General features: G+C 35.6%; 19 protein-coding genes, 1 tRNA gene and 1 pseudogene. 18 read left to right on the top strand and 3 right to left on the bottom strand.

Translation table 11 applies throughout. From position 1 onward, the window contains the following. Positions 1 to 44 precede the first annotated feature (44 nt). Positions 45 to 1139, top strand: coding sequence for a non-hydrolyzing UDP-N-acetylglucosamine 2-epimerase (wecB, locus tag AC4BD1_RS08825; protein WP_490467308.1), 1095 nt, complete (start codon positions 45 to 47; stop codon positions 1137 to 1139). A gap of 37 nt (positions 1140 to 1176) precedes the next feature. Next, positions 1177 to 2679, top strand: coding sequence for a helix-turn-helix domain-containing protein (locus AC4BD1_RS08820; protein WP_490466310.1), 1503 nt, complete (start codon positions 1177 to 1179; stop codon positions 2677 to 2679). A 64-nt stretch (positions 2680 to 2743) separates the two neighbouring features. Here the strand turns inward: AC4BD1_RS08820 and nrdG are convergent, their stop codons facing one another. Further along, complete coding sequence (gene nrdG / locus AC4BD1_RS08815; protein WP_206907603.1) at positions 2744 to 3346, bottom strand: anaerobic ribonucleoside-triphosphate reductase activating protein; 603 nt, start codon at positions 3344 to 3346, stop codon at positions 2744 to 2746. 150 nt (positions 3347 to 3496) lie between these two features. Beyond that, entirely contained in the window at positions 3497 to 5680 is a 2184-nt protein-coding gene (gene nrdD / locus AC4BD1_RS08810) for an anaerobic ribonucleoside-triphosphate reductase (protein WP_206907605.1), read from the bottom strand. A 305-nt stretch (positions 5681 to 5985) separates the two neighbouring features. Between nrdD and AC4BD1_RS08805 the strand changes: the two genes are divergently transcribed. The 11 genes from AC4BD1_RS08805 to lplA all read left to right on the top strand — a co-directional run bounded on the left by AC4BD1_RS08805 (position 5986) and on the right by lplA (position 17657). Beyond that, entirely contained in the window at positions 5986 to 6753 is a 768-nt protein-coding gene (locus AC4BD1_RS08805) for an ABC transporter ATP-binding protein (RefSeq protein ID WP_490466309.1), read from the top strand. Then, complete coding sequence (locus AC4BD1_RS08800) at positions 6743 to 8827, top strand: ABC transporter permease (protein ID WP_490485492.1); 2085 nt, start codon at positions 6743 to 6745, stop codon at positions 8825 to 8827. The genes AC4BD1_RS08805 and AC4BD1_RS08800 overlap by 11 nt, the downstream gene beginning before the upstream one ends. 301 nt (positions 8828 to 9128) lie before the next feature. Then, complete coding sequence (locus AC4BD1_RS08795; RefSeq protein ID WP_206907609.1) at positions 9129 to 9278, top strand: teichoic acid D-Ala incorporation-associated protein DltX; 150 nt, start codon at positions 9129 to 9131, stop codon at positions 9276 to 9278. A 10-nt stretch (positions 9279 to 9288) separates the two neighbouring features. Next, positions 9289 to 10803: a D-alanine--poly(phosphoribitol) ligase subunit DltA gene (dltA, locus tag AC4BD1_RS08790; protein ID WP_490466307.1), complete on the top strand. Its 1515-nt coding sequence runs from the start codon at positions 9289 to 9291 to the stop codon at positions 10801 to 10803. Further along, entirely contained in the window at positions 10800 to 12005 is a 1206-nt protein-coding gene (gene dltB / locus AC4BD1_RS08785; RefSeq protein WP_490485491.1) for a D-alanyl-lipoteichoic acid biosynthesis protein DltB, read from the top strand. The genes dltA and dltB overlap by 4 nt, the downstream gene beginning before the upstream one ends. A 50-nt stretch (positions 12006 to 12055) precedes the next feature. Beyond that, complete coding sequence (gene dltC, locus AC4BD1_RS08780; protein WP_206907612.1) at positions 12056 to 12289, top strand: D-alanine--poly(phosphoribitol) ligase subunit DltC; 234 nt, start codon at positions 12056 to 12058, stop codon at positions 12287 to 12289. Between the two features lie 2 nt (positions 12290 to 12291). Next, positions 12292 to 13551 (top strand): D-alanyl-lipoteichoic acid biosynthesis protein DltD, encoded by a 1260-nt coding sequence (gene dltD / locus AC4BD1_RS08775; RefSeq protein ID WP_206907614.1) that lies wholly within the window; start codon positions 12292 to 12294, stop codon positions 13549 to 13551. A 392-nt stretch (positions 13552 to 13943) separates the two neighbouring features. Continuing rightward, complete coding sequence (locus tag AC4BD1_RS08770) at positions 13944 to 15023, top strand: M42 family metallopeptidase (protein ID WP_490485490.1); 1080 nt, start codon at positions 13944 to 13946, stop codon at positions 15021 to 15023. Positions 15024 to 15026: 3 nt separating this feature from the next. Then, a complete protein-coding gene (locus tag AC4BD1_RS08765) occupies positions 15027 to 15839 on the top strand; it encodes a DUF975 family protein (protein WP_490466305.1) in 813 nt (270 codons plus the stop codon). A 62-nt stretch (positions 15840 to 15901) separates the two neighbouring features. Beyond that, complete coding sequence (locus AC4BD1_RS08760) at positions 15902 to 16642, top strand: MBL fold metallo-hydrolase (RefSeq protein ID WP_490466304.1); 741 nt, start codon at positions 15902 to 15904, stop codon at positions 16640 to 16642. A 10-nt stretch (positions 16643 to 16652) separates the two neighbouring features. Continuing rightward, entirely contained in the window at positions 16653 to 17657 is a 1005-nt protein-coding gene (lplA, locus tag AC4BD1_RS08755) for a lipoate--protein ligase (protein ID WP_490466303.1), read from the top strand. Between the two features lie 67 nt (positions 17658 to 17724). Here the strand turns inward: lplA and AC4BD1_RS08750 are convergent. Further along, positions 17725 to 19556 (bottom strand): annotated as a pseudogene (locus AC4BD1_RS08750) (hypothetical protein). Between the two features lie 213 nt (positions 19557 to 19769). Here AC4BD1_RS08750 and AC4BD1_RS08745 point away from each other — a divergent pair. From AC4BD1_RS08745 to AC4BD1_RS08725, 5 genes are all read left to right on the top strand, one after another. Continuing rightward, on the top strand, positions 19770 to 20282 hold the full coding sequence (locus AC4BD1_RS08745) for a signal peptidase I (RefSeq protein WP_347401433.1): 513 nt from the start codon (positions 19770 to 19772) through the stop codon (positions 20280 to 20282). A 112-nt stretch (positions 20283 to 20394) separates the two neighbouring features. Then, positions 20395 to 21090, top strand: coding sequence for an O-methyltransferase (locus tag AC4BD1_RS08740; protein WP_490466302.1), 696 nt, complete (start codon positions 20395 to 20397; stop codon positions 21088 to 21090). Between the two features lie 274 nt (positions 21091 to 21364). Further along, positions 21365 to 21438 (top strand) — tRNA-Arg (locus AC4BD1_RS08735). A 269-nt stretch (positions 21439 to 21707) separates the two neighbouring features. After that, entirely contained in the window at positions 21708 to 22151 is a 444-nt protein-coding gene (locus tag AC4BD1_RS08730; protein WP_490485489.1) for a GNAT family N-acetyltransferase, read from the top strand. Further along, on the top strand, positions 22144 to 22467 hold the full coding sequence (locus tag AC4BD1_RS08725) for a DUF1697 domain-containing protein (protein ID WP_490485488.1): 324 nt from the start codon (positions 22144 to 22146) through the stop codon (positions 22465 to 22467). Before AC4BD1_RS08730 ends, AC4BD1_RS08725 begins: the two co-directional genes overlap by 8 nt. The last annotated feature ends 248 nt before the right edge of the window (positions 22468 to 22715 follow it).

The raw sequence follows: 22715 nt of genomic DNA, 5'->3' as shown, positions 1-22715 counted from the left end.
TTTTATTTGTCAATTTAGAAAGGAAGTTAAATTTGATTAAAATCATGACCGTTTTTGGTACACGTCCCGAAGCAATCAAAATGTTACCAATTGTAAAAGAAATCGAAAAGCATCAAGAAAAATTTAAAGGAATTACTGTTGTTACTGGGCAACACCGGGAAATGTTGGATCAAGTTTTATCAGTATTTGAAGTAAAACCAGATTATGATTTAGCTCTGATGAATAAAAATCAGACATTAGCAGATATAACTATTGGAATTATTACTGAATTAGACAGTATACTAATGATAGAACAACCGGATATCATTTTAGTCCATGGTGATACAACAACGACTTTTGCCGCTAGCTTGTCTGCTTTTTATCATCAAATCCCAATTGGGCATGTAGAAGCCGGCTTGAGAACTTGGGATAAATATAGTCCGTTTCCTGAAGAAATGAATCGCCAACTAACCGATGTGTTAAGTGATTTTTATTTTACTCCAACAAATGTAAGTAAAGAAAATTTGCTAAAAGAAAATCATCGAGCTGATCGTATTTTTGTTACAGGAAATACAGTGATTGATGCTTTGAGCTACTCTATTACACCAGACTATACCCACGAAATCTTAACAAAGTTAAATACAGATCATAAGTTTATTTTATTGACGATGCATCGCAGAGAAAATCAAGGACAACCGATGGTCAACGTTTTTCTAGCAATCAAACAATTAGTAGAACGCCATCCTGAGTTTGAAGTGGTGTTTCCTGTACATCTTAGTCCAAAAGTTCAGTCAATCGCTGAGCAATATTTAGCTGATGTGGAACGAGTGCATCTCATCGAACCATTGAACATGGTTGATTTTCATAATTTAGCTGCTAGAAGTTATTTGATTCTAACAGACTCAGGTGGTGTACAAGAAGAAGCTCCTTCATTACAGAAACCTGTTTTAGTTTTACGCCAAGAAACGGAACGCCCAGAAGGAGTGGCTGCGGGTACTTTAAAAATCATAGGAACTGAGACAGAGAATGTTTTACTAGAAACAGAAAAGTTGATCTTAGATCCACAAGCATATGATGAAATGGCAACAGCTAAAAACCCGTATGGAGACGGGCACTCTTCTGCCCGGATATTAACAATTATCGAGGAAAACTTTACTTGAGAATTGTTAGAATAAATGGTACTTGGAGGAGATAAACATGTATGAGCTTTTTTTGAATAAAAAAAATGAAGGAAAACTAGCAATCTATAAATTTTTACTCTTTTCTAAGAATGGTCGAACAGAAGAAGAAATAATGAACGAGTTTTTCTTGAGCAAAACGACATTTAGACGCTATATGAATGAGTTAGAAAATGATTTGCAGACGATTTTCCAAATGGGTGTGATGATCCAATACAATTCGTTTGGTAATCTAATGATCACGCGTTCAATTGAATATACGATTGGGTACACGATTGATCAACTAAGAATTTTATATATCAAAGAAAGTTCACTTTTCCAAGTCTTAACAGCACTTTTTTCTAAAAGTTACTTATCGGTGGATCAATTATCAATTGACTTGAATCTCAGTACACCACATGTTTATAAAAGCTTATCAATGATCAAATTGATTTTAAAAAAATTTGATGGAACGATTTATTTAAGTGAATTTGGTAATTTAGAAGGTAGTGAATTTGGTATTCGCTACTTCTGTTATCTGATTTACTGGAATGTTTTTAAAACGAGTACAGAAAATCCGTTTTCACCGCGTGTACTTCCAGAATTTCTAGATATTGAGTACTTGAAGAAGAATATGGGAATCAAGAAAAATCTGACTTTCTCACAAAAAATGAAAATCAGAATGATACAGGCAATTACTTGTTTTCGGATTACCAATCGAAAAAAAGAGTTAGATGTACCAGAAGAATATCTGGTAGATATTCAATTTTTTTATCGTGGCGAAAACCTTTTGAATTTAGGGGGATTCCGAGTAGATGAAGCTACATTAGTAAAAGAGTCAATGGCTTTGAGTTTTTTTATTCGAGGATTGGTTTTTGATGTTGATACACCAGAAATGAGACGAAAAATTGTCAAAGATTATCAGCAATCAGCATTAACAGTTGCTCGATTGACAGAGAATATATTAAATGATTTTCATCAACAGTTTGGCTTTGAGTATCGGAAAGAAATGTATGATGAATCTTATTACTTATTGCTATGTTTTCTTATTTACTGTAAACATATTCACATGGAAGTAGACGAATATTTTGAAAATTCGATTCAGAAAAATGAACGAATAGTTAAGGAAAATCGCAATTTTGAACTTTTTCGGCATAAACTAATACATTTCATTACCAGCTATCAGGAATTTACACAATTATCCACATTAGCGAGTGAACAACTGGCTCACTTGCTTTTTTATATTTATGATTTGAATACATCAACACCTCACGTCAAGGTATTTGTGATGAATAATGGAGCAATTGGTAATGGTTATTTGATTAAGAATGGTATCCAAGAAGTTTTTAATGCGGATATTTTACGAATTGTCGAAGATCCAGAAGAAGCAGACTTGATTATTTCTGATGTTTACGAAGGTGTAGAGGTAAAGGCAGAACGATTTTATTTTAATAATATTTATGATGAAAAAAATTGGGAAGGACTGATTCAGTACCTTTCAGAATTTATCTTTCAGAAAATATTTTTTAAAGATTCAATTTAGAAAAACAAAAACCCACTACCAGAATTGATTGAATGATCAATTTTAGTAGCGGGTGTTCTTTTTGTTAGATTAGGTCTTGTTTTTTGATCTGTTCGTATGTTTGAGTAGCATCGAAACATTTTTCCCAGATAACTACTTTCTTTTGTGCTAAAGATTTTTGAACATCGACAATTCGTTGGTTACTGCTTCCACGAAATTGTAGCTTCAAGTCACGTTTAGAAAGATCGAAACGACCATCGACTAAGATATCAATTTCTGCTAACAAAGCTAACTTGTCTTCAGAATCTTGTAACAATTCATCAAACGTATAACCAGTCCAAGACCAGATATCTTTCGCATGACCAAACTCTTGACGGATTCGGCGAACAACTTGCAAACAAACATCTGTATTCAAAAAAGGTTCACCACCAAGCAGAGTCAAACCTTGAACATAATCATGGCGTAGATCTTCAATTATTTTTTCTTCTAGTTCTTGAGTGAATGGTTTCCCATAGTGGAAATTTTGAGCTGCTTTATTGAAACAACCTTCGCAAGCAAATAGGCAACCACTGACGTACAAACTATTCCGGACGCCCTCACCATCGACAAAATTAAATGCTTTATAGTCAGCAATATAATTTTGACTATACTCTTCAGCTAACCATTCTTTTGGTTTTGGATTTCTCATCAAAACACTTCTTTCTCCTATAATATAAGTTCTTGTACTCTAGCTAACAAAGCAGTTTAAGTGTTAGTAGAAAAGTGCTTATCAAAAAAGTTGTGACAAAAAGTAATTTGACTTTTATCACAACTTTCAGTTTTACACTAAGTTAGTGGATTACTTCATGTGTTTTACACGAGAAGAAATTTCTTTATGACGTCCATGAACCATTGGGCGAGCTTGAGGATTACCCAAATAACCACAAGTCCGTTTCACTACGTCACAAGTTTTTGGATCATGGTTACCACATTCAGGACATTCAAAGCCACGTTCTGTTGGGGTAAAATCACCTTCAAAACCACATTCATAGCAATGATCAATTGGTGTGTTTGTTCCAAGATAGCCAACTTTGTCATAAGCAAAATCCCAAACAGCTTCCAATGCTTTTGGATTTTGTTGCAACATTGGATACTCACAGTAGTGGATGAACCCACCAGAACAATATTGTGGGTAATCTTTTTCAAAATCAAGTTTTTCAAAAGGTGTTGGATTTTTGCGAACATCATAATGGAAACTATTTGTGTAATATTCTTTATCTGTAATATTATCGACGAGACCAAATTTTTCCGTATCTAAACGACAGAAACGATCGGTCAAACTTTCACTTGGTGTTGAATAGACACTAAAGTGATAACCATATTCATCGCCCCAATGATCTGCATTGGCTTTTAACTTTTTAAGAATAGCTAAAGTGAATTCTTTTGCTTCCGGATTTGTTTCCCATTCGCCACCGTAAAAAGCAGAGGCTACTTCATACAATCCAATGTAGCCAAGGGACACAGTTGCCCGACGATTTTTAAAGAGTTCATCCACAGCATCTGTACGTGAAAGACGTTTACCGAAAGCCCCGTACATATATAGAATTGGCGCATTTGCAGGGATAGCTTCTTTACAACGTTCTACGCGATAAACCAAGGCATCCTTCATGATTTCAAGACGATCAGCTAATAGTTGCCAAAACTTTTCTTGACTTCCTTTTGCTTCCATTGCAATTCGAGGTAAGTTTAGCGTGACTACACCTAGATTCATGCGCCCCACATTGATTTCTGTTCCATTTTCGTCTTTCCATCCTTGTAAGAATGAGCGACAACCCATTGGGACTTTGAAACTACCTGTTAGTTCAACAATTTTGTCATAATTTAAAATATCTGGGTACATCCGTTTGGTTGCACATTCCAAAGCTAATTCTTTAATATCATAGTTTGGATCCGTTGGCGCAAGATTCACGCCAGCTTTGAGTGTAAAAATGAGTTTTGGAAAAATGGCTGTTCGTTTTTCGCTTCCAAGTCCATTGATTCGAATTTGTAAAATAGCCTTTTGAATTTCACGTTCAAACCAATTTTCACCAAGTCCAAAGCCAAGAGAGGTGAAAGGTGTTTGTCCATTAGAGGTAAACAAGGTATTGATTTCATATTCTAAACTTTGCATTGCATCAAAGATATCTTTTTTTGTTTTTGCTTTGGCGTAAGCTTCTTGTCGTTCTGTTGTTTCGACCCATTCTTGTGCATCTTTTAAATGTTTTTGATAATTTAATTCAGCAAATGGCGCAAGTAGTTCATCTGTGCGATCAGCCGAACAACCACCATACTGACTAGAAGCTACATTGGCGATGATTTGTGAGATTTGGGCAGTTGCTGTTTGAATCGATTTTGGTGATTCAACTTCAGCATTCCCAATTTTAAAACCATTATTTAACATGCCTTTAAAGTCAATCAAACAACAATTGGTCATTGGTGTATATGGATGATAGTCTAAATCATGATAATGGATATCGCCTTTTTGATGGGCATTGGCAATATGAGGAGGTAACATTTTCAAACCAATTGACTTACCAACGATTCCAGCAGTCAGATCACGTTGCGTATTAAAAACATTACTGTCTTTATTCGCATTTTCATTGACAACTGTTTGATCCTTGTTGATCAATTTTTCAATGGAAAAGTTGATATCAGTTGCTTTGCTACGTTCAAAATCACGTCGTGTACGATAACGGATATATTCTTCAGCAAGTTCATATTCATTTTTTTCAAGTAGAATGTGCTCAACGATATTTTGAACTTCATAGATTTTGACATTTTCAACAAAACGGCTCTTGATTTCGGCGACAACTAAGTCAACGATTGACTGAATCCGTTCATAGGCAAGGGGAGACAAAGAGCCATGAATTTTCTTCTCAGCTTTGACTAATGCTTCATTGATTTTTTGTTCATCAAAGTCGACGTGACGACCATCACGTTTAATGATTTTGATTGTGGGGGATTGTACTTCGTTGGCTGGCATTTCTTTATAGTTTACCTTCATCTTCTCAACTCCTACTAAATTCTTCTTGTCTATCATAAAACAAATTAATAAAACGGGCAACTATATGTAGGGGGTTATTTGATGTATAAACAAGTGAATATACCATATATGGTGTATATTCCTTTGTGAAAAAAAGTGAAAACGTGCAAACACAGGATTTATAAAATGAATAAAAAAAGCAAAAAAAAAATAAAAAAACATTTTTTTTACTCAAAGTGACAAAAACTAAAGAGAAAAAAACAAAAGACTATGCTACGATGCAAGTATAATAAAAGTAGTGAGGAATATTTTAGGAGGGCAAACATATGGAACGAATGATTGAGGTGAAGCATCTCAGTAAAATTTATGGAAATAAATTAGCGCCCGTCAAAGTACTAGACAATCTTTCTTTTACTGTGGACGAAGGAGAATTCGTAGGAATTATGGGTCCAAGTGGTGCAGGGAAAACAACTTTGATGAATATCTTATCGACGATCAGTTTGCCAACTATGGGAAGTGTCACGATTGAAGGAAAAGAAATCACTAAAATGAAGAGTAGTCAGCTTAGTGATTTTAGACGAAAGCAATTAGGTTTTATTTTTCAGGAGTTTAACTTAGTTGATACATTGAATGCCAAAGATAATATTTTATTGCCTTTAGCAGTGGAACGGATGCCAAAAGAAGAAATGGAGCGGCGTGTCTTACATGTTGCACAATTGCTAGACATTGAAGAAATCATGAAACGCTATCCAGATGAATTATCGGTCGGGCAACGTCAACGAATTGCGGCGGCACGTGCCTTAGTTGTTCATCCAAAAGTTATTTTTGCAGATGAACCAACAGGCTCACTTGATTCAAAGTCAGCAACAGAATTATTAAATTATTTAACATTGATGAATCAAAAAGAAAAGGCAACTGTGTTAATGGTAACTCATGATCCTTATACCGCAAGTTATTGTAATCGCATTTTATTTATCAAAGATGGTGTGATTTTTTCTGAAGTTGTTCGTCGCGGCTCGCGAAGTGAATTTTTTGAAAAAGTGATCGATATGCAAGCGACAATCGGGGGAGGTGGCAAGATCAATGCTTTATAAGTTGGCTGCCAGAAGTTTATTTAGACAGTCGCGGGGGTACTTGATTTATTTTTTTAGTCTGACTTTTTCAGTCATGATTTACTATTCTTTTAATTCGATGACGTACGATCAATCGTTAGTTCGCCGTGCGAGTCAAGACGGATCGATTGATGGTGCACTCGGTTTTGGAACGTTTATGATTACGTTGGTGTTACTATTTTTTGTTTATAGTGCGAATCGTTTTTTTCTAAATCGTCGTGAAAAAGAAATTGGTATCTATCAATTGTTTGGGGTAAGTAAGTTTCAAATTTCTTCGATCTATCTGATTGAGACGATGGTGATTGGTCTATTCTCTTGTGTGACAGGTATTTTGTTAGGGATTGTTTTTTCAAAACTTTTTCAAATGATTTTAGTTCGAATGATGCGAATGCAAATCGATAGTCCATTTTTTGTTGCTTGGTCGTCCATCGTTGATACATTGGTTGTATTTTTTCTGATTATTTTGATTGTATCGGTGCACTCTACTTGGAAAATTTGGCGTTACCCAATGATCCAAAGTTTTGGAAATGCAGAGCGAGTAGTTAGTAAAAAAATGCGTTTACGAACCAGACACCGTTTGCTGGGCATCATCGGATTGTTTCTATTGACAAGCGGTTATTTTGGCGCAATTCATTTTCGCGAGTATTTAACGTGGTTAGTAGAAAATGGTACTCAGTTTGGCTTGATTTTTAGTTATCCATTTTTAATTTTTTTATTATGTGTGATTGGAACGTATCTCTTTTTCTGTTTTTCATTACGTTTCTTACTGAATAGTTTGAGCAAATGGAGGATTGGTTACCGTGGAATCAATTTGTTGATGATTGGCAATACACAGATTCATTTGATGAAGGGGTGGCGAACAAGTTCCTTGATTACATTGATCTTAGGTGTTTCTTTAGCAACTATTGGTGGTGTAACTTCTTTAGCTACCTTAGTTATTCATACAACGGATATTGAGAATGCAACAGATTATCAATTGGACGCTCAGACAGCGGAGTTTATTGCGCCGATTTTGGCCAAAGAAAAGCAAAAAATTACCCAAGAAATGGTTTTGAACTATAAAGTAGTTGGAAGTGTACATGATTTTCGTTTAGGGCAGGTAGAAGACGGGCAAGAGTTTCAATTGGTAAATTTAATTACAGAAAAAGAATATCAAAACTTCCGAAAAATGAATCCTCGATTACCAAAGATCCAGTTGAAGTCAGATAACCACACTATATTATTGGATGAGATCCAGTCTTTAGTGAGAAATATCTCGATTTACGGGAAAAGAATCTATCTACCGAATCAAACGGCTTTGAAAATCCAATCGATTCGTCCGGACATGCTAGGTGAAAGCATGATGCGCTATAGTGGCCCAACGCTAATTGTCAGTGAAAAAATTTATCAAGCAACGCAAGGCGCAGCGTATCAAGTTGTTCATTGGAATGTAACTGGTGGAAATAATGAAGCAATCAATGAGATTTTGGATCGGAAAGTTGAAATTAATTGGAATCATTCTGTTGAGTATCAATATGAGATCGAGCAGCAAAAATTGTCTGGAGAAATCGTTGCAAAAACGACAGAAGATGACGAGGGATTTGAGGATAGTTCAACGGAAGATTTTACTGATACAAGTAAAGAAACAGGGCAGTCCGCGCGCTTGAATTTTACAGCAAGGTATCCACAGATGCGTTCAGTTTATCGTCAAACGGGTAGTTACACGTTTGTTTCGCTATTTGTTGGGATGATTGTTGTTATTACGACTGGTAGTATCTTAATGGTCCGGCAGTTAGCAGAAGCGGAGGAAGAAAAAGGTAATTATCATTTACTTACGAAATTAGGTATTCCACAAAAAAGAGTAAGTTTGATGATCTATGGTCAAAATGCGATTACTTTTTTCCCATCAATGATTTTAGGTATTTTACATGCTGTTTTTGCAATCAATGTCTTCGCTCAATATATTAAGACGGCGGATTACTGGCTTGCTTATCTTGTCTGTGGATTGTTAGTAGTTGTCTATATGTTGCTCTATGTGATTACTTGTCGTTGGTACTATCGAATTATCAAAGAATAAAATATAAAACGAATCTCACAGCACTTTTATCGATGGACAGTCGGTAGGAGTGCTGTTTTTTGTTCGACGAATAGAAGAAGAGGAAGAAACTGTTCGTGTGGGAAATGACAAAAATTAAATTTTTTTGAAGTAAATGAAAAAATTTCTGTCAATTGCTATTTATTTCTTTGTACAGAATCCTTATTTTTCAATCTTGTGACAAAAGTGTTAGCCTGAAATCGCTTATCGTAAGCTAGATAGATGTTCCCTTAGACGAAAAATCGTTAAAATTTCTGTAGAAGTTTGATATGGAGGTGTTTTGATGAAGAAGTGGTGGGCACAACCTCAAGTTAATTATTGGGGGAAATTTTTCATTCGCACCCTTTTTTATGGTTTGATATTCCTTGCATTGATTTATTTGTATCACTATAAAAATATCCAAGGAGGATCCTTTATCTACAATGAGTTTTAGGAGGGACATCATGAACGTTAGCACAATCATTGAAGCAATCGATCGCTGGGGCATAACTGAGCCTGAACGCGTGGCTTATCGCACAGCGCATGAAGAGTACACATATGGAAAATTGAAAGCAGCATCTGATGCATTTGCACATTATTTGGAAGTCAATATAGATGATAGAGAACCAATCGTCGTATTTGGTAATTTAGAATTTGAAATGCTGGTTGCTTTTTTAGGAGCTGTCAAAGCGGGACACGCGTATTTGCCAATTGAAGAGCAGACACCCCAAGAACGAATCGAAGCCATTTTAATGGTGGCGCAACCGACCTTGGTTGTAGGTTTAGGTGAGTGGCCAGAAGTGTTGAATCAACAGCCAGTTTTAACAAAAAAAGAGTTTGTTTCTATTGTTGAGGAAAAAGTTTCATTTCAGCCTAGTCATCCAGTAGAAATGACAGAAAACTTTTATATTATTTTTACTTCAGGAACAACGGGACAGCCAAAAGGCGTTCAAATCAGTCACGATAATTTAAAAAGTTTTGTGGAATGGACATTAACTGATTTTACTATCCATCCTGGCATGCGTTTTTTAGCACAAGCACCCTTTTCATTTGATTTATCAGTCTTCTCCATTTATCCTGCATTGGTTTCTGGCGGAATACTTGTTCCATTGGCAAAAGCAATTATTCAAGATTTCAAGCAATTATTCCAGACTTTGCCACAGTTAAAATTGGAAACATGGGTTTCGACACCCTCCTTCATGGATATTTGTTTGATGGAACCGCAATTTGATGAACAGCATGTTCCTGAGTTGAAGCAATTTATTTTTTGTGGAGAAGAGCTGACGAAAAAAACAGCGCAAGAGTTATTGAAACGATTCCCAAGCGCAGCAATTTACAACACCTATGGTCCAACTGAAGCTACAGTTGCGATTTCCAGTGTTCAAGTTACGCAAGCGGTGTTGGATATGTATGAACGGATTCCAATTGGAAAAGTGAAATCAGATACAAAAGTTACGATTTTTGCAGAAGATCAGCCTTGTACAGTTGGAGAAACAGGTGAAATCATTATTTCAGGGCCGAGCGTTTCAAAAGGTTATTTGAATAACCCAGAAAAAACGGAAGCAGCATTCTTTGAATATGAAAATCAGGCAAGCTACCGAACAGGCGATGCAGGAAGTTTGACTGCAGATGGCATGCTTTTATATGAAGGCCGTTTGGATTTTCAAGTCAAGTTACATGGTTATCGAATTGAACTTGGTGACATTGAACATTATTTAGGAATGAATCCAACTATTAAACAAGCAGTAGTGGTACCTAAATATCAAGGAGCCAAGGTTCAGCAGTTGGTAGCGTTCATCGTTTTAGAACAAGAAATCGAGCCATCGTTTCAGTTGACGAAAGCTATCAAGCAAGAGCTAGGAAAATCGGTGATGGAGTACATGATTCCACAAAAAATCAACTATCTTGAACAATTGCCACAAACGCCAAACGATAAAATCGATCGTAAGAAATTACTTGCTGAGGTGAATCCAACATGACGATCCCTCACATGATTCCTTATGCGCAACCACTCTACTTTTTGCTATTGTTGGTGGCATTAGCACCGATCATTTTTTCTTTACTCGTGCGGAACAAGCGATTACCGATTTATCAAGCAATTGTCACTTTCTTTTTCTTATTCATTAGCTTTGGTGGGGCAGATTGGCGGCAAGGAGTGGCTTTGTTTGGGTATGTTATCTGGCAAGTCGTTTTAGTGTGGCTTTATTTCAACTATCGACAGAAAAAGAATGAAACAGGTTGGTTTTACTTGGCAGTATTTTTGGCAATTGCACCTTTGACGATTACTAAAATCATGCCATTACTGACAAACAAACCAATTTCATTCATCGGATTTTTAGGGATTTCATATCTAACTTTTAAATCCGTTCAGATGATTATGGAGATTCGCGATGGCATGATCAAAGAGTATCATCCGCTACGTTATATTCAATTTTTGCTTTTTTTTCCAACTATTTCATCAGGACCAATCGACCGCTATCGTCGGTTTGAAAAAGACGAATTGCAAGCACCAAATGTTGAAAAGTATGTTGAACTGTTAGGAAAAGGTGTCCAAAACATTTTTGTTGGTTTTCTTTACAAATTTATTATTGGGTATTACTTAGGGCAAATCCTCGAACCAGAGTTGAAACATATGGTGATTCATAATGGCGGGATTTCGTGGGCGTTACTTGGTTACATGTATGTCTATAGTTTGTACCTATTCTTTGATTTTGCTGGGTACAGTTTGTTTGCGATTGGTACGAGTTATCTTATGGGCTATGAAACACCAATCAACTTTAACAAACCGTTTTTATCTTGGAATATCAAAGAGTTTTGGAATCGTTGGCACATGACGTTATCTTTTTGGTTTAGAGATTATATTTATATGCGCCTGATGTTTTTCTTGATGAAGAATAAAGTTTTTAAAAGTAAAATCGTCGCCTCTAATGTTGGATACTTTGTGCTATTTCTAATCATGGGTGTCTGGCATGGGTTAACTTGGTTTTACATTGCTTATGGGATTTACCATGCAACTTTGATTTGCCTGACCGACGCGTGGATTCGTTTCAAGCGCAAGCACAAAGGTCAGTTACCTGCAAACAAGATGACACACGCATTTGCAGTCTTCTTGACATTTCAGGCAATCTGTTTTGGTTTATTGATTTTTTCAGGAATTTTAAATACCTTACTTTTTGCTTGATCTTTGATTGAAAAAATGAAAATGACATTTATTAAAAGGAGAGAATAAACATGGGAGAACAAATTTTAACAATTTTAACAGATATTACAGGGACAGATGAGGTTCGAAACAATCGTGATATGAATTTATTTGATGAAGGATTACTTGACTCACTTGCAACTGTTCAGCTATTAGTAGAATTAGATGGCGAGTTAGGAATTCAAGTACCCGTTTCTGAATTTGTACGGGAAGAGTGGGCGACTCCAAATAAGATTATTGCACAAGTAGAAAACTTAAAGGATTAATGATGAAAAAGAAACTTTTTGCTATATTTGGACCAGTTGTTTTGGCAATCGCATTATTAGTTTTCTTATTTATCTCGCCCTTTCGTGTGAATGTACATGATCCAAAAGTTATTCATGAAGCAGCTAGTTCAATGTCTGGTAATTTATTGAAGGGAGACGCTATCAAAAACGAAGCGTTAGCCGAAGAAAAATATGTCCCCTTTTTTGGTTCAAGTGAATTGAGTCGAATCAGTCCTTTTCATCCTAGTGTTTTAGCAAAAAAATATCATCGTGACTATGAGCCCTTTTTATTAGGCGCACCAGGTACCCAATCATTTAGTCAATTTATGTTGATGCAATCTGCCGGAAGTCGTTTGAAAGGGAAGAAAGCAGTTTTTATTATCTCTCCTCAATGGTTTGTTAAGAATGGTGTAAGTAAAGATTACTTCAATATGTATTATTCAGAGTTACAAACCTATGATTGGCTTTTTGGATTGAAAAAGGTGACACCAGCTGATCGCTATGTCGCTCGTCGATTGTTAAGCTTTCCTAAAGTAACAGAAAATCAAACGCTGACAGAATTGCTCCAAGAAATCAAAGCAGGTCGGCTACCTACTGAGAAAAATCGTAAGAAACTTTATCCTGCTTGGCAACTATTGAAAAGAGAAGATGAATTATTTAGTCCAATTGGTCTAGTTGGAAAACAAAAACGAATTGATCAGGCAACTGGACAATTACCAGAAGTGTATCAAGATGCACAATTGAAAAAATTAGCCACTAAAATTGGAAAAAAATCAACGAACAATAATCCATATGGACTAAAAAATGAATTTTATACGCGTCGAGTGCGTCCAGAAATTGAAAAATTAAAGCAGTCACAGACAAATTGGGATTATTGTTATTCACCAGAATTTTCTGATTTTCAGTTAGTCTTGGAACAACTTGCTAAACAAAAAATGCAAGTGCTGTTTATCATTCCACCGGTGAATGAAAAATGGAGTGCTTACACTGGATTGTCTCAAGAGATGTTACAACAATTTGCGAAAAAAGTGAAATTCCAATTAACCAGTCAAGGATTTAGACAAATTGTTGATCTAACCAAACAAGCAAATACACCCTACTTTATGGAAGACACGATTCATTTAGGTTGGCAAGGTTGGCTAGCTGCCGACCAAAAAATTGCACCGTTTTTAGCAGAAAAGCAAGCGCCAACCCATTACAAGTTGGATAATGCTTTTTATAGTAAAGAGTGGCAACAAAAAGAACCAGATAAGTTAAACTAATGGAGTTTCATTATTAAGTATTATAAAAAGGTTGTGGCACCAAGCGTTCAGCTCCAAGCAACAAGAAATGCTTTTTCTAAAAATTGCTACTCGTGTTTAGAAAAAAATACTTGTTGTTGAAGAGGTTGTTTGTATAACACCATGAGTAAGGTGGCGAACGAAGTGCCTAGCTTCAATAAACAAGAATGGATTTTCGAAGTTTGCTTCTCAATTTTTTTGTGAAATTCAGATTTATTTTGAAGGAGTTACTTCTTGAACAAAAAAGGAGGTTTGACAAGACTATTGTCATGCCCCTTTTTCTTTTTTGTACGATTTTCTTGAAAACCTTTTTCTCCATTCTTATAGAGAAATGGTATAATTTAGTTTACTAAATAAGAAAAGAGGGAACGAATTTGGATAAAAAGGAAGAAGAATTACTAATTAAATTGACATCTGCTAAAGGTGTCCCTGGAAATGGAGAAGAAGTGCGTGAAGTCTTCAAAGAATACGCGCAATCATTTGCAGATGATATTTTCTTTGACGGCTTAGGAAGTGTCATTGCAAAACATGGTGCTGGTGGGGGGCCAAAAGTATTTATTTCTGGTCATATGGATGAAGTAGGGTTCATGGTTACAAAAATTACAGAAAAAGGGTTCCTAGAGTTTCAAACACTTGGTGGCTGGTGGGGACAAGTCATGCTTGCACAACAAGTTGAAATCAAAACGCAAGCAGGGGATGTGATCCACGGTGTGATTGGTTCAAAACCGCCCCACGTTTTAACCCCCGCAGTTAGAAATAAACCATATGACATCAAAGATATGTTTATTGATATTGGTGCAACCAGTGACAAGGAAGCCAAAGAGTGGGGCATTCGACCTGGAGATATGATTACACCTTATATTGAATATAAACGATTGAATGGTGGCAAATTTTTATTAGCTAAAGCTTGGGATAACCGAATCGGCACAGCTGTTTCTTTACGTGTTTTAGAGAACTTAGCTAAAGAAGGGCATCCGAATGTTTTATTTGCGGGGAGTGATGTTCAAGAAGAAGTTGGCTTACGTGGTGCACGAACAAGTACTCATTTGGTGAATCCAGATATTGCTTTTGCATTAGACACGGGAACAGCTGGTGATACACCAGGAATGACACCGAAAGAAGCAGATTCTATTTTAGGAAAAGGACCACAAATCTTGATTTTTGATGCGTCAATGATTCCACATAAAAAATTATTGAACTTTGTGATCGATGTGGCAGAAGAACTGGAAATCCCTTTCCAATATACAGTCATTACTGGTGGTGGAACAGATGCAGGTCAAATGCATTTAACAAGAGATGGTGTTCCTTCCGTTGCAATCACTGTTCCGGTTCGCTATTTACATTCCCATACGTCAGTTATTCATGAAGATGACTATTTAAATACAGTCAAATTGGTGACTGAATTAGTCAAACGTCTCGATCATGAAACTGTTGAAAAGATTCGGAGCTATTAATTGATGGATAAAACAGTAAGTATCTCAGACTATCGTGCGCAGGCGCGTACAGCGTTAAAAGAACAGTGGGGCATTAATGCTGGGTTAATCTTCTTGGCTGGCTTGATCTCAGGTATCATTGATATGATTTTTGGGAATATTACTTCTTTTGCTCCTGAGAGTTCGCAAGAAAATATTCTCGGCTTTTTGCTAGATAATTTTTTACTATTTGCATTTACTTATTCGCTTTTGTATATTGCTTTGTTTGTGATGCGTGGTGGGAAGGCAAAAATCAATCTATTATTAGTTGTTTTTCAAAAGGAATACTTTGTACCATTGTTGCTGATCCATTTATTGAATACTGTAGTCAATTGGTTGATTAATTCATTGATTTTTTTACCGACAATCTTAATGTCTGGTGTTCGTTCATATGCCAATCTGATTTTAAATTCATCTGGAACAGTAGCAGTTAGTGTGACGGAGAATGGTTTTTTTGATTTTGGTGTCATTCTTGGCATGTTACTGTTACTTTTTGTCTCAGTTATCGTAATGAACATCGTGGGTGGCTTATTTCAGTTTGCTGTCTGGGCAAAATTTGATTATCCAGAATTAACGGTGATGCAAGCTCTTCGATATGCTTGGTATTTGATGAAGGATCGTTGGATCACTTATATTTTATTGCAGTTGTCATTCGTTGGTTGGTATATTTTAGGGGCGTTGGCTTTGGTCTTTGGATTATTATGGGTCATTGCTTATGTTAACGTAACTGCCGCTGGATTTTATGATCATGCAAGAAATGAAAAAGGCACGCCTGCAGAATATTTTGCACAGGTGTAAGCAGTTTATTCATCGAAAAGATTACTTTTGTGGTAGGATAAGTTTTTGAGGAGGAATGTACGATGAAACTAACGGTTTTGGGCTGTTTAGGTGCCTATCCTTATCAAAATCAAGGAACAACCGGTTATTTATTACAATCTGACAAGTTCCATTTACTAATTGATGCAGGAAGTGCAACGTTAGTCAAACTGGAAGAACATCTTGAACCGCTGGAGTTGGATGCGGTGATCTTGAGTCATTATCATCATGATCATATTGCAGATTTAGGTGTGTTGCAGTACTATTGGCAACTTCATCCTGAAAAAGACCCAGAGGCAGTATTACCGATTTATGGTCATACAGAAGATGCTTTTCATTTTGCCGAATTAAGTATGCCAAATGTCTCAAAAGGAATGGCTTATTATGAACCAGAAGAATTAAAAGTGGGACCGTTTCTCATTACTTTTATGAAGACGATCCATCCAGTTCCATGCTATGCGATGCGAATCGTAGAGGAAGCTACTGGAAAAGTATTCGTGTTCACTGGGGACTCTGGTTATTTGGAAAGTTTTATTCCGTTTGCACGAGAAGCTGATTTATTTTTAGCAGACACTTATTTATTTGAAGGAAATGAACGGCATCATGCGCATTTTACGTCAAAAGAGTCTGGCGAATTGGCACAAGCAGCACAAGTGAAAAAACTTGTTTTGACACATTTACCTCAATTTGGCGATTTGGAACAACTAAGAAATGAAGCACAAAAAGCTGCTGGTCCAGATGTGATCGTTGAATTGGCAGCTGTTGATAAAGTATTTGAAATCTAGGAGGACGACCATGATTTTTGTACCGAATGAAAACCACGACCCAAGAGTAAATTTAGCAATTGAACAATTTTTATTACAAGAAATGCCATTGGATGAACCGATTCTACTTTTTTATATCAATGAACCTTCGATCATTATCGGACGCAATCAAAATACGATTGAAGAAATCAATCGGGACTATGTTGAAGAACAGGGAATCCATGTGGTTCGCCGATTAAGTGGAGGAGGAGCTGTCTATCACGATCTTGGTAATTTGAATTTTAGTTTTATCATGCCTGATGATGGAAATTCTTTCCGCGATTTTGCAAAAGTTACACAACCGATCATTCAAGCACTTCATGAATTAGGTGTTACAGGCGCCGAGTTAAAAGGACGAAATGACTTAGTGATTGATGGAATGAAATTTTCTGGGAACGCAATGTATGCAACAAGTGGTAGAATGTTCGCCCATGGGACGATTATGTTTGACTCTGATATCAATGAAGTTGTTAATGCTTTGAAAGTGAAAAAAGACAAAATTGAATCAAAAGGAATCAAATCTATTCGTTCACGCGTAACAAATATCAAACCATTCTTGCCAAAAGAGAAACAAGGAATGACTACAGAAGAGTTTCGTCAAGAAATCTTGTTGAAAATTTTTGGTGTGGAGTCTGAAGCCGACATTAAAGAATATCAATTAACCGAAGCAGATTGGGAAAAAATCAATCAAATTTCTGAAGACTATTACAGAAATTGGAATTGGAACTACGGTAAATCACCTGATTTCAATTTTTCACGTCAAAAACGTTTTCCAATTGGTTCAATTGAAGTTCATCTGGATGTTGCTGATGGATTGATTGATGATGCAAAAATCTATGGTGATTTTTTTGGTTTAGGGAATATCGCTGATGTTGAACATGCGTTGATTGGTCAAAAATATGAGAAATCTTCATTAGAAAAAACAGTCGATGCAATCGACGTCAAAAAATACTTTGGGGCAATCGAGTCAGAAGACTTGCTTTCATTACTTTATTAAAAGAGTGATCAAATCGATAAGAAAAAAGCTTCCGGAACCTGTTTCCGGAAGCTTTTTTTAGCATTTTTTAAATGCGAGAAAGTTGAATCGTCACTCGATCAAAAATTTCATCTTTTTCTTGAGTCAATTTACCAGAATACTTATCAGTAACAAGTTTTATCATCATTAAATCAAAGCGTTCTTGACTTTCTAATTCAGTTGTTATTCCACGGTCAAAAATATTTGTATCATAATGTGCGTTGTGTTCACAATGAATAATTAAATCATCATCATTGACACGCATCGAAAGAAAAATCTTTCGTTGTAATGGATTTTCGATTGCATGCGATTCTCTGAAAGAATGCTCCAAGATATGAATCAATAACTGGGTCAAATCGTCATCGTGAACAAATAGATCACTTGGAAGTTCGGCATTAAAGTGGATCTCAATACTTTGTTTGTTTGCGATTTCTTGGTAACGTGCCAAAATCAAATTTGTCAATGAATGTCCCGATAGGGAAGTCATGATTTCAAACTTTTGTGCTTCATCAAGTAGTTCATTCAGATAATTTTCTGCTTGTTCTGGTTGACTGGTTTGTAGCATCGCTTGAATCGTTGTCATTCGATCTAAAAAGTCTAAACGAAGGGTACTGATTTCTTTCATATGTGTGCGTAAAGATTCATAGTGTGCTTCAAGAAGATCTGTTTTGGTTTTCAAAAAATTCGCTTCTCGAATATTTTGATCTACGGCACGAATATGTTCTGAAATATTGTCAATCACAATGACTAACAAAATAATCATGTAAAGGATTGTCGACCAGTTAAGTGTGCTGACATAATTCCCCAAAGTACTTTGAATAAATAAGTAGCAGTGACTAATTGCAATCAGAATGATCCAAGGCGTACAGGAAACGAAAAAGCGATTTCCATGATATGCTTCACCAATACAGGCAAGTGAAGTTACCAATGTGCTGAAAACTCGAATGATACTGATCCATTGCATCATCTCAGGAAGCTCTTCTGGTGTGAAGAGCGCATATAAAATTGGCAAGAAAGAGAAGAAAATCTGAAGAAGGCACCAAATGCCAAACAGTCGTTGATAACGTTCCATGCGCAACGCATAATAAGAAATCAGGAGTAATGCACTTATAACGGTAAAAAGATGCGAAAGAGTAGAGTGAACGATTGGATCAAATAACAACCCACTCAAAATATCTTCAGACATTGCGCTAAAGCCAACAACTAATGCAAAGCAACTTAAAAAGATCAAAGAAAGATCAAGCCGCTGCTGCTTGTACATGATATAAATCGCCATAATCAATGTTCCAACTGCTAATAAAATTGCAATAATCATAGTCAAAAATTGTGGGACTGATTTAGAAAAGATGAAAGTGACCATTGAAGAGGCTGTGCCAATATAAACCTTTGGTGGGATTCCCGCAAAATTTACGTAAGGAGAGGTAACTTCAATGGATAATTTCTTTCCAGCATAATTATCGGGTAAATCAATGACCGCTAATGATAAACCAGGGTTTTTGCTAGTCGCGTCGCCCGCTCGTTCATAAAGAACTTGTTGATCTAATTGAACTTTGATCCATTGATGATTTCCTTTTAACAAAATATTCGCTTGGTCGAGTTTTCTTGTTAAGGTAGTCTCCATCACGAACGTTTCATTTTTAGAAACTTGTGGGACTTTCTCCAAATAATCACTATTGTAGCGGGTTTCAGGGTCATCTTTTGAATAAAAATCCCAAGCTTGTTGGATTTCTTTTGTTTTATCACTATCTGCTGGCGAAAGGATAAAATAGAAGAAATAGCTAATGCTAAACAAAAATAACAAGGATAATATTATTATGGAAAACCATTTCATTTTTGTTGAAAAAAATCTTTTTTATTATATGTGTTATTTAAAGGAATCATATGTAGCGGTCCTTTCTGATTGAAGTACATTTAGGTTAAACTTTTTTTTATTTGTAGTCAATGCTTTTATAACACATAAATCGATATTTAATTAAGAAAATAAGGAAAATTATAAGCTTTAAATATCATTTTTCTAATAAAAAAGAAAAATAGATTAAATTTTATGTTATTATATTGTTGCTTAAGTAAATTAGAAAAATGAGGTGGAAAACGGTGCCTTTTAACAAAAAAATAACTCTTGTTGGCTCGACCATATTGATTCTATTTTTAGCCATTATCTTGTGCGTTGTTTTATTGCCACATTTATTTGGTTTGACGCCACAAATCATCAATGATAAAGATATGGCTCCGTTGTATTCAAATGGAAGCGTCGTCTATGTGCGACCACAAAATGCGGAAGATATTTTAGTTGGTGATGTGATCACTTATTATGAAAATTCTGGTGAGCGAGTGAAAACTCGGCGTGTGATTGCGGTAGGTGATAACCAAGAATATTTTTATACAAAAGCAGATACACAAACACAAGTCGAATCAGGCAGGATAAAACCACGGAGTGTGATCGGAAAACCAGTTTTTCAAATTCCTTATATAGGTGCTTTATTGTCTAAAGACAGTTTCTCAAAAATGAATTTTTTATTTTGGGGCGTGGCAATTTGTTTAACTGCAGCTACGACATGGAACACGATAGATGAATTTCGAAAAAAGAAAAATTGTAGAATCATTTGATAAAGAACTTCGTTCGACAGAATTTCTGTCGAACTTTTTTTGCCTAGAAAACTTTTAGTAACTTGTACAATAAATTTGTTCTAAGTATAATGTTGGAAAGAGGAGGAGAAGTATGCGCAATGAAATGATGCATCGTCCAGTTATCAAGGAAGAATTACTGGATTTTATGCGAACACAACAAAAAAAATTACCTGGTGAGTTAGGACAGCTTGAAGAAGAGGCGCATGAGGCAGGCGTTCCTGTTATTCCTCATGAAACGGTACTCTTTTTGAAATTTTTCCTTGGTCAAATGAAACCAGAAAATATATTAGAAATTGGTGCTGCCATTGGCTTCTCATCTAGTTTGATGGCAACTTCTATTAGTGAAGTAGGCCATGTCACAACGATTGATCGTTTTGATGTGATGATTGAAAAAGCAAAAAAAAATTATGAACGTCTTGGTTTGACGGAAAAAGTAACGTTGCTTGAGGGACAAGCAGCCGAAATTCTACCAACATTGACGGGTCCATACGATTTCATTTTTATGGATAGTGCAAAGTCAAAATATATTGAATTTCTTCCGGAATGCTTGCGTCTATTAAGAAAAGGTGGTGTTCTGATGGTAGATGATATTTTTCAAGGTGGCACAATTTTACTACCTGATGAAGAAATTCCAAGAGGAAAACGGGCAATTCATCGTAAGTTAAATGAGTTTCTAAAAGTCGTCATGAATCATCCGGAACTAACATCGAGCATCTTGCCATTGGGTGATGGGGTAATTCTGATTACTAAAGAATCCGATGATGTCTTCTTAACCAAAGGTGAATAAGCGATAAAAGTTAAGAAACTGTTGGTGTTAAAATAAAAGAATTACTTGGCTGGGCAGTTGAATTCCCAGCCTTTTTATGAAAATAGTTTAGCTAATTCTCGAATGTGATTCTTCATAAAAAGATCGGTAGAAAAAAAGTTTAATTTGGGTTTTATGATTTCGTTAATTTTAAAAAAAAAATTTTTGTAATTAAATAACTGAATTCTTATTGACAGAATCTTTTTGTTTCTCTATAATTACCTTGTTGCGCTAATTCATGTAATGAACATGTGAGGTCATAGTAGCTCAGCTGGATAGAGCATCCGCCTTCTAAGCGGACGGTCGGGGGTTCGAATCCCTCCTGTGACGTAGAAAAACCGTTAGAAACGTTTGTTTCTAACGGTTTTTCTTTATTGTTGTGCCAAACTTGTGGCAAAAAAATTTTTACTCAGTTAAAGTTAGAAAAAGTTGGGTTAGCTAGCTTTTTTTATATGTTTATTTGATACTTCAAAATAGATAAGAATTTAGCGGAAAATAATTCGTATTATTAACAAATAGCTAGATGTCTTTGAGAAAATAGATACAAAAATAATCCATTCAGAATACCAAAAAATATTATTAAAATAAGGAGAAAAAATATGTTGAAGTATAAAAAAGCTGTGCCAGATGATTACACTAAAGTGTTAGAAGTTTGGGAAAAATCAGTAAAAAAAACACATGATTTTTTATCACAAAAAGATCTTGAATTTTATAAAGCAGCTATTCCAAATTACTTGGATGCTGTGGAATTACTATTGTGGTACGAGGATGAACAGTTGATAGGATTCAGCGGTACACAGGATGAAGAGTTAGTGATGCTATTTCTCGATCCAGAATTTATTGGAAAAAAATTTGGCAGTAAAGTGTTGAGTTGGTTACTAGAAAATAAAAATATTCAAAAAATAGACGTAAATGCACAAAATAAAAACGCCAAAGCATTTTATTTGAAACATGGATTTACAATTGCTTCAGAAGATGAAACAGATGGTTTTGGAAAAAATTATCCCATCCTTCATTTGGTTAAACAGAGGGAGAATGAGTAAGAAGGAGTACTCAAATAAACAAGAAACAATGTTTAAGATTGAACTTATCCAAGCTTTTGTTGAACGATTTGGTTTGAAGAGCAACATTGTTTTACGGATAGCTGAGGAATTAGCGACTATTTTAGCTGATTTTCCATTTACAGCAGTTGAAATCCAGACAGTGAGTAAGCAGTTGCCAGCGGTCGAGCACGTGTATTTTCATGGCAATAACGAAGTCGATGTATCTGTTGTAGAAAAACTGGCTGAGGAGTTTCTAGCGGAAGATAAAGTTTTTGTTGGAAAAAGAGAAATTTATTTTTTTGAGCGCGCAGAGTAGTCGGAATTCTAAATTAGAAACAAAATTGATAAAACTCGATGAGTCCTTCACTGTCCGTAATTGAAAAACCTTAAATAAAATCAACGAATTATTGACTAGCTGACTTTTTCACAGCAAAAGGCAAACAATTGAGTAAAAAATTGAAATCAACAAGAGGACAATCAACAAAGAAGTTTGTTGGTCGTTCTCTTGCTCTATTTTTTCTAATTAGTTTTCTTACAATTTTTTAGTCATAGGAATAGAAAAGC

It is taken from the genome of Enterococcus sp. DJ147D b, assembly GCF_058216655.1.
The sequence above is the reverse complement of the archived record's forward strand: the minus strand, read 5'-3'. Positions and strand labels throughout refer to the sequence as shown.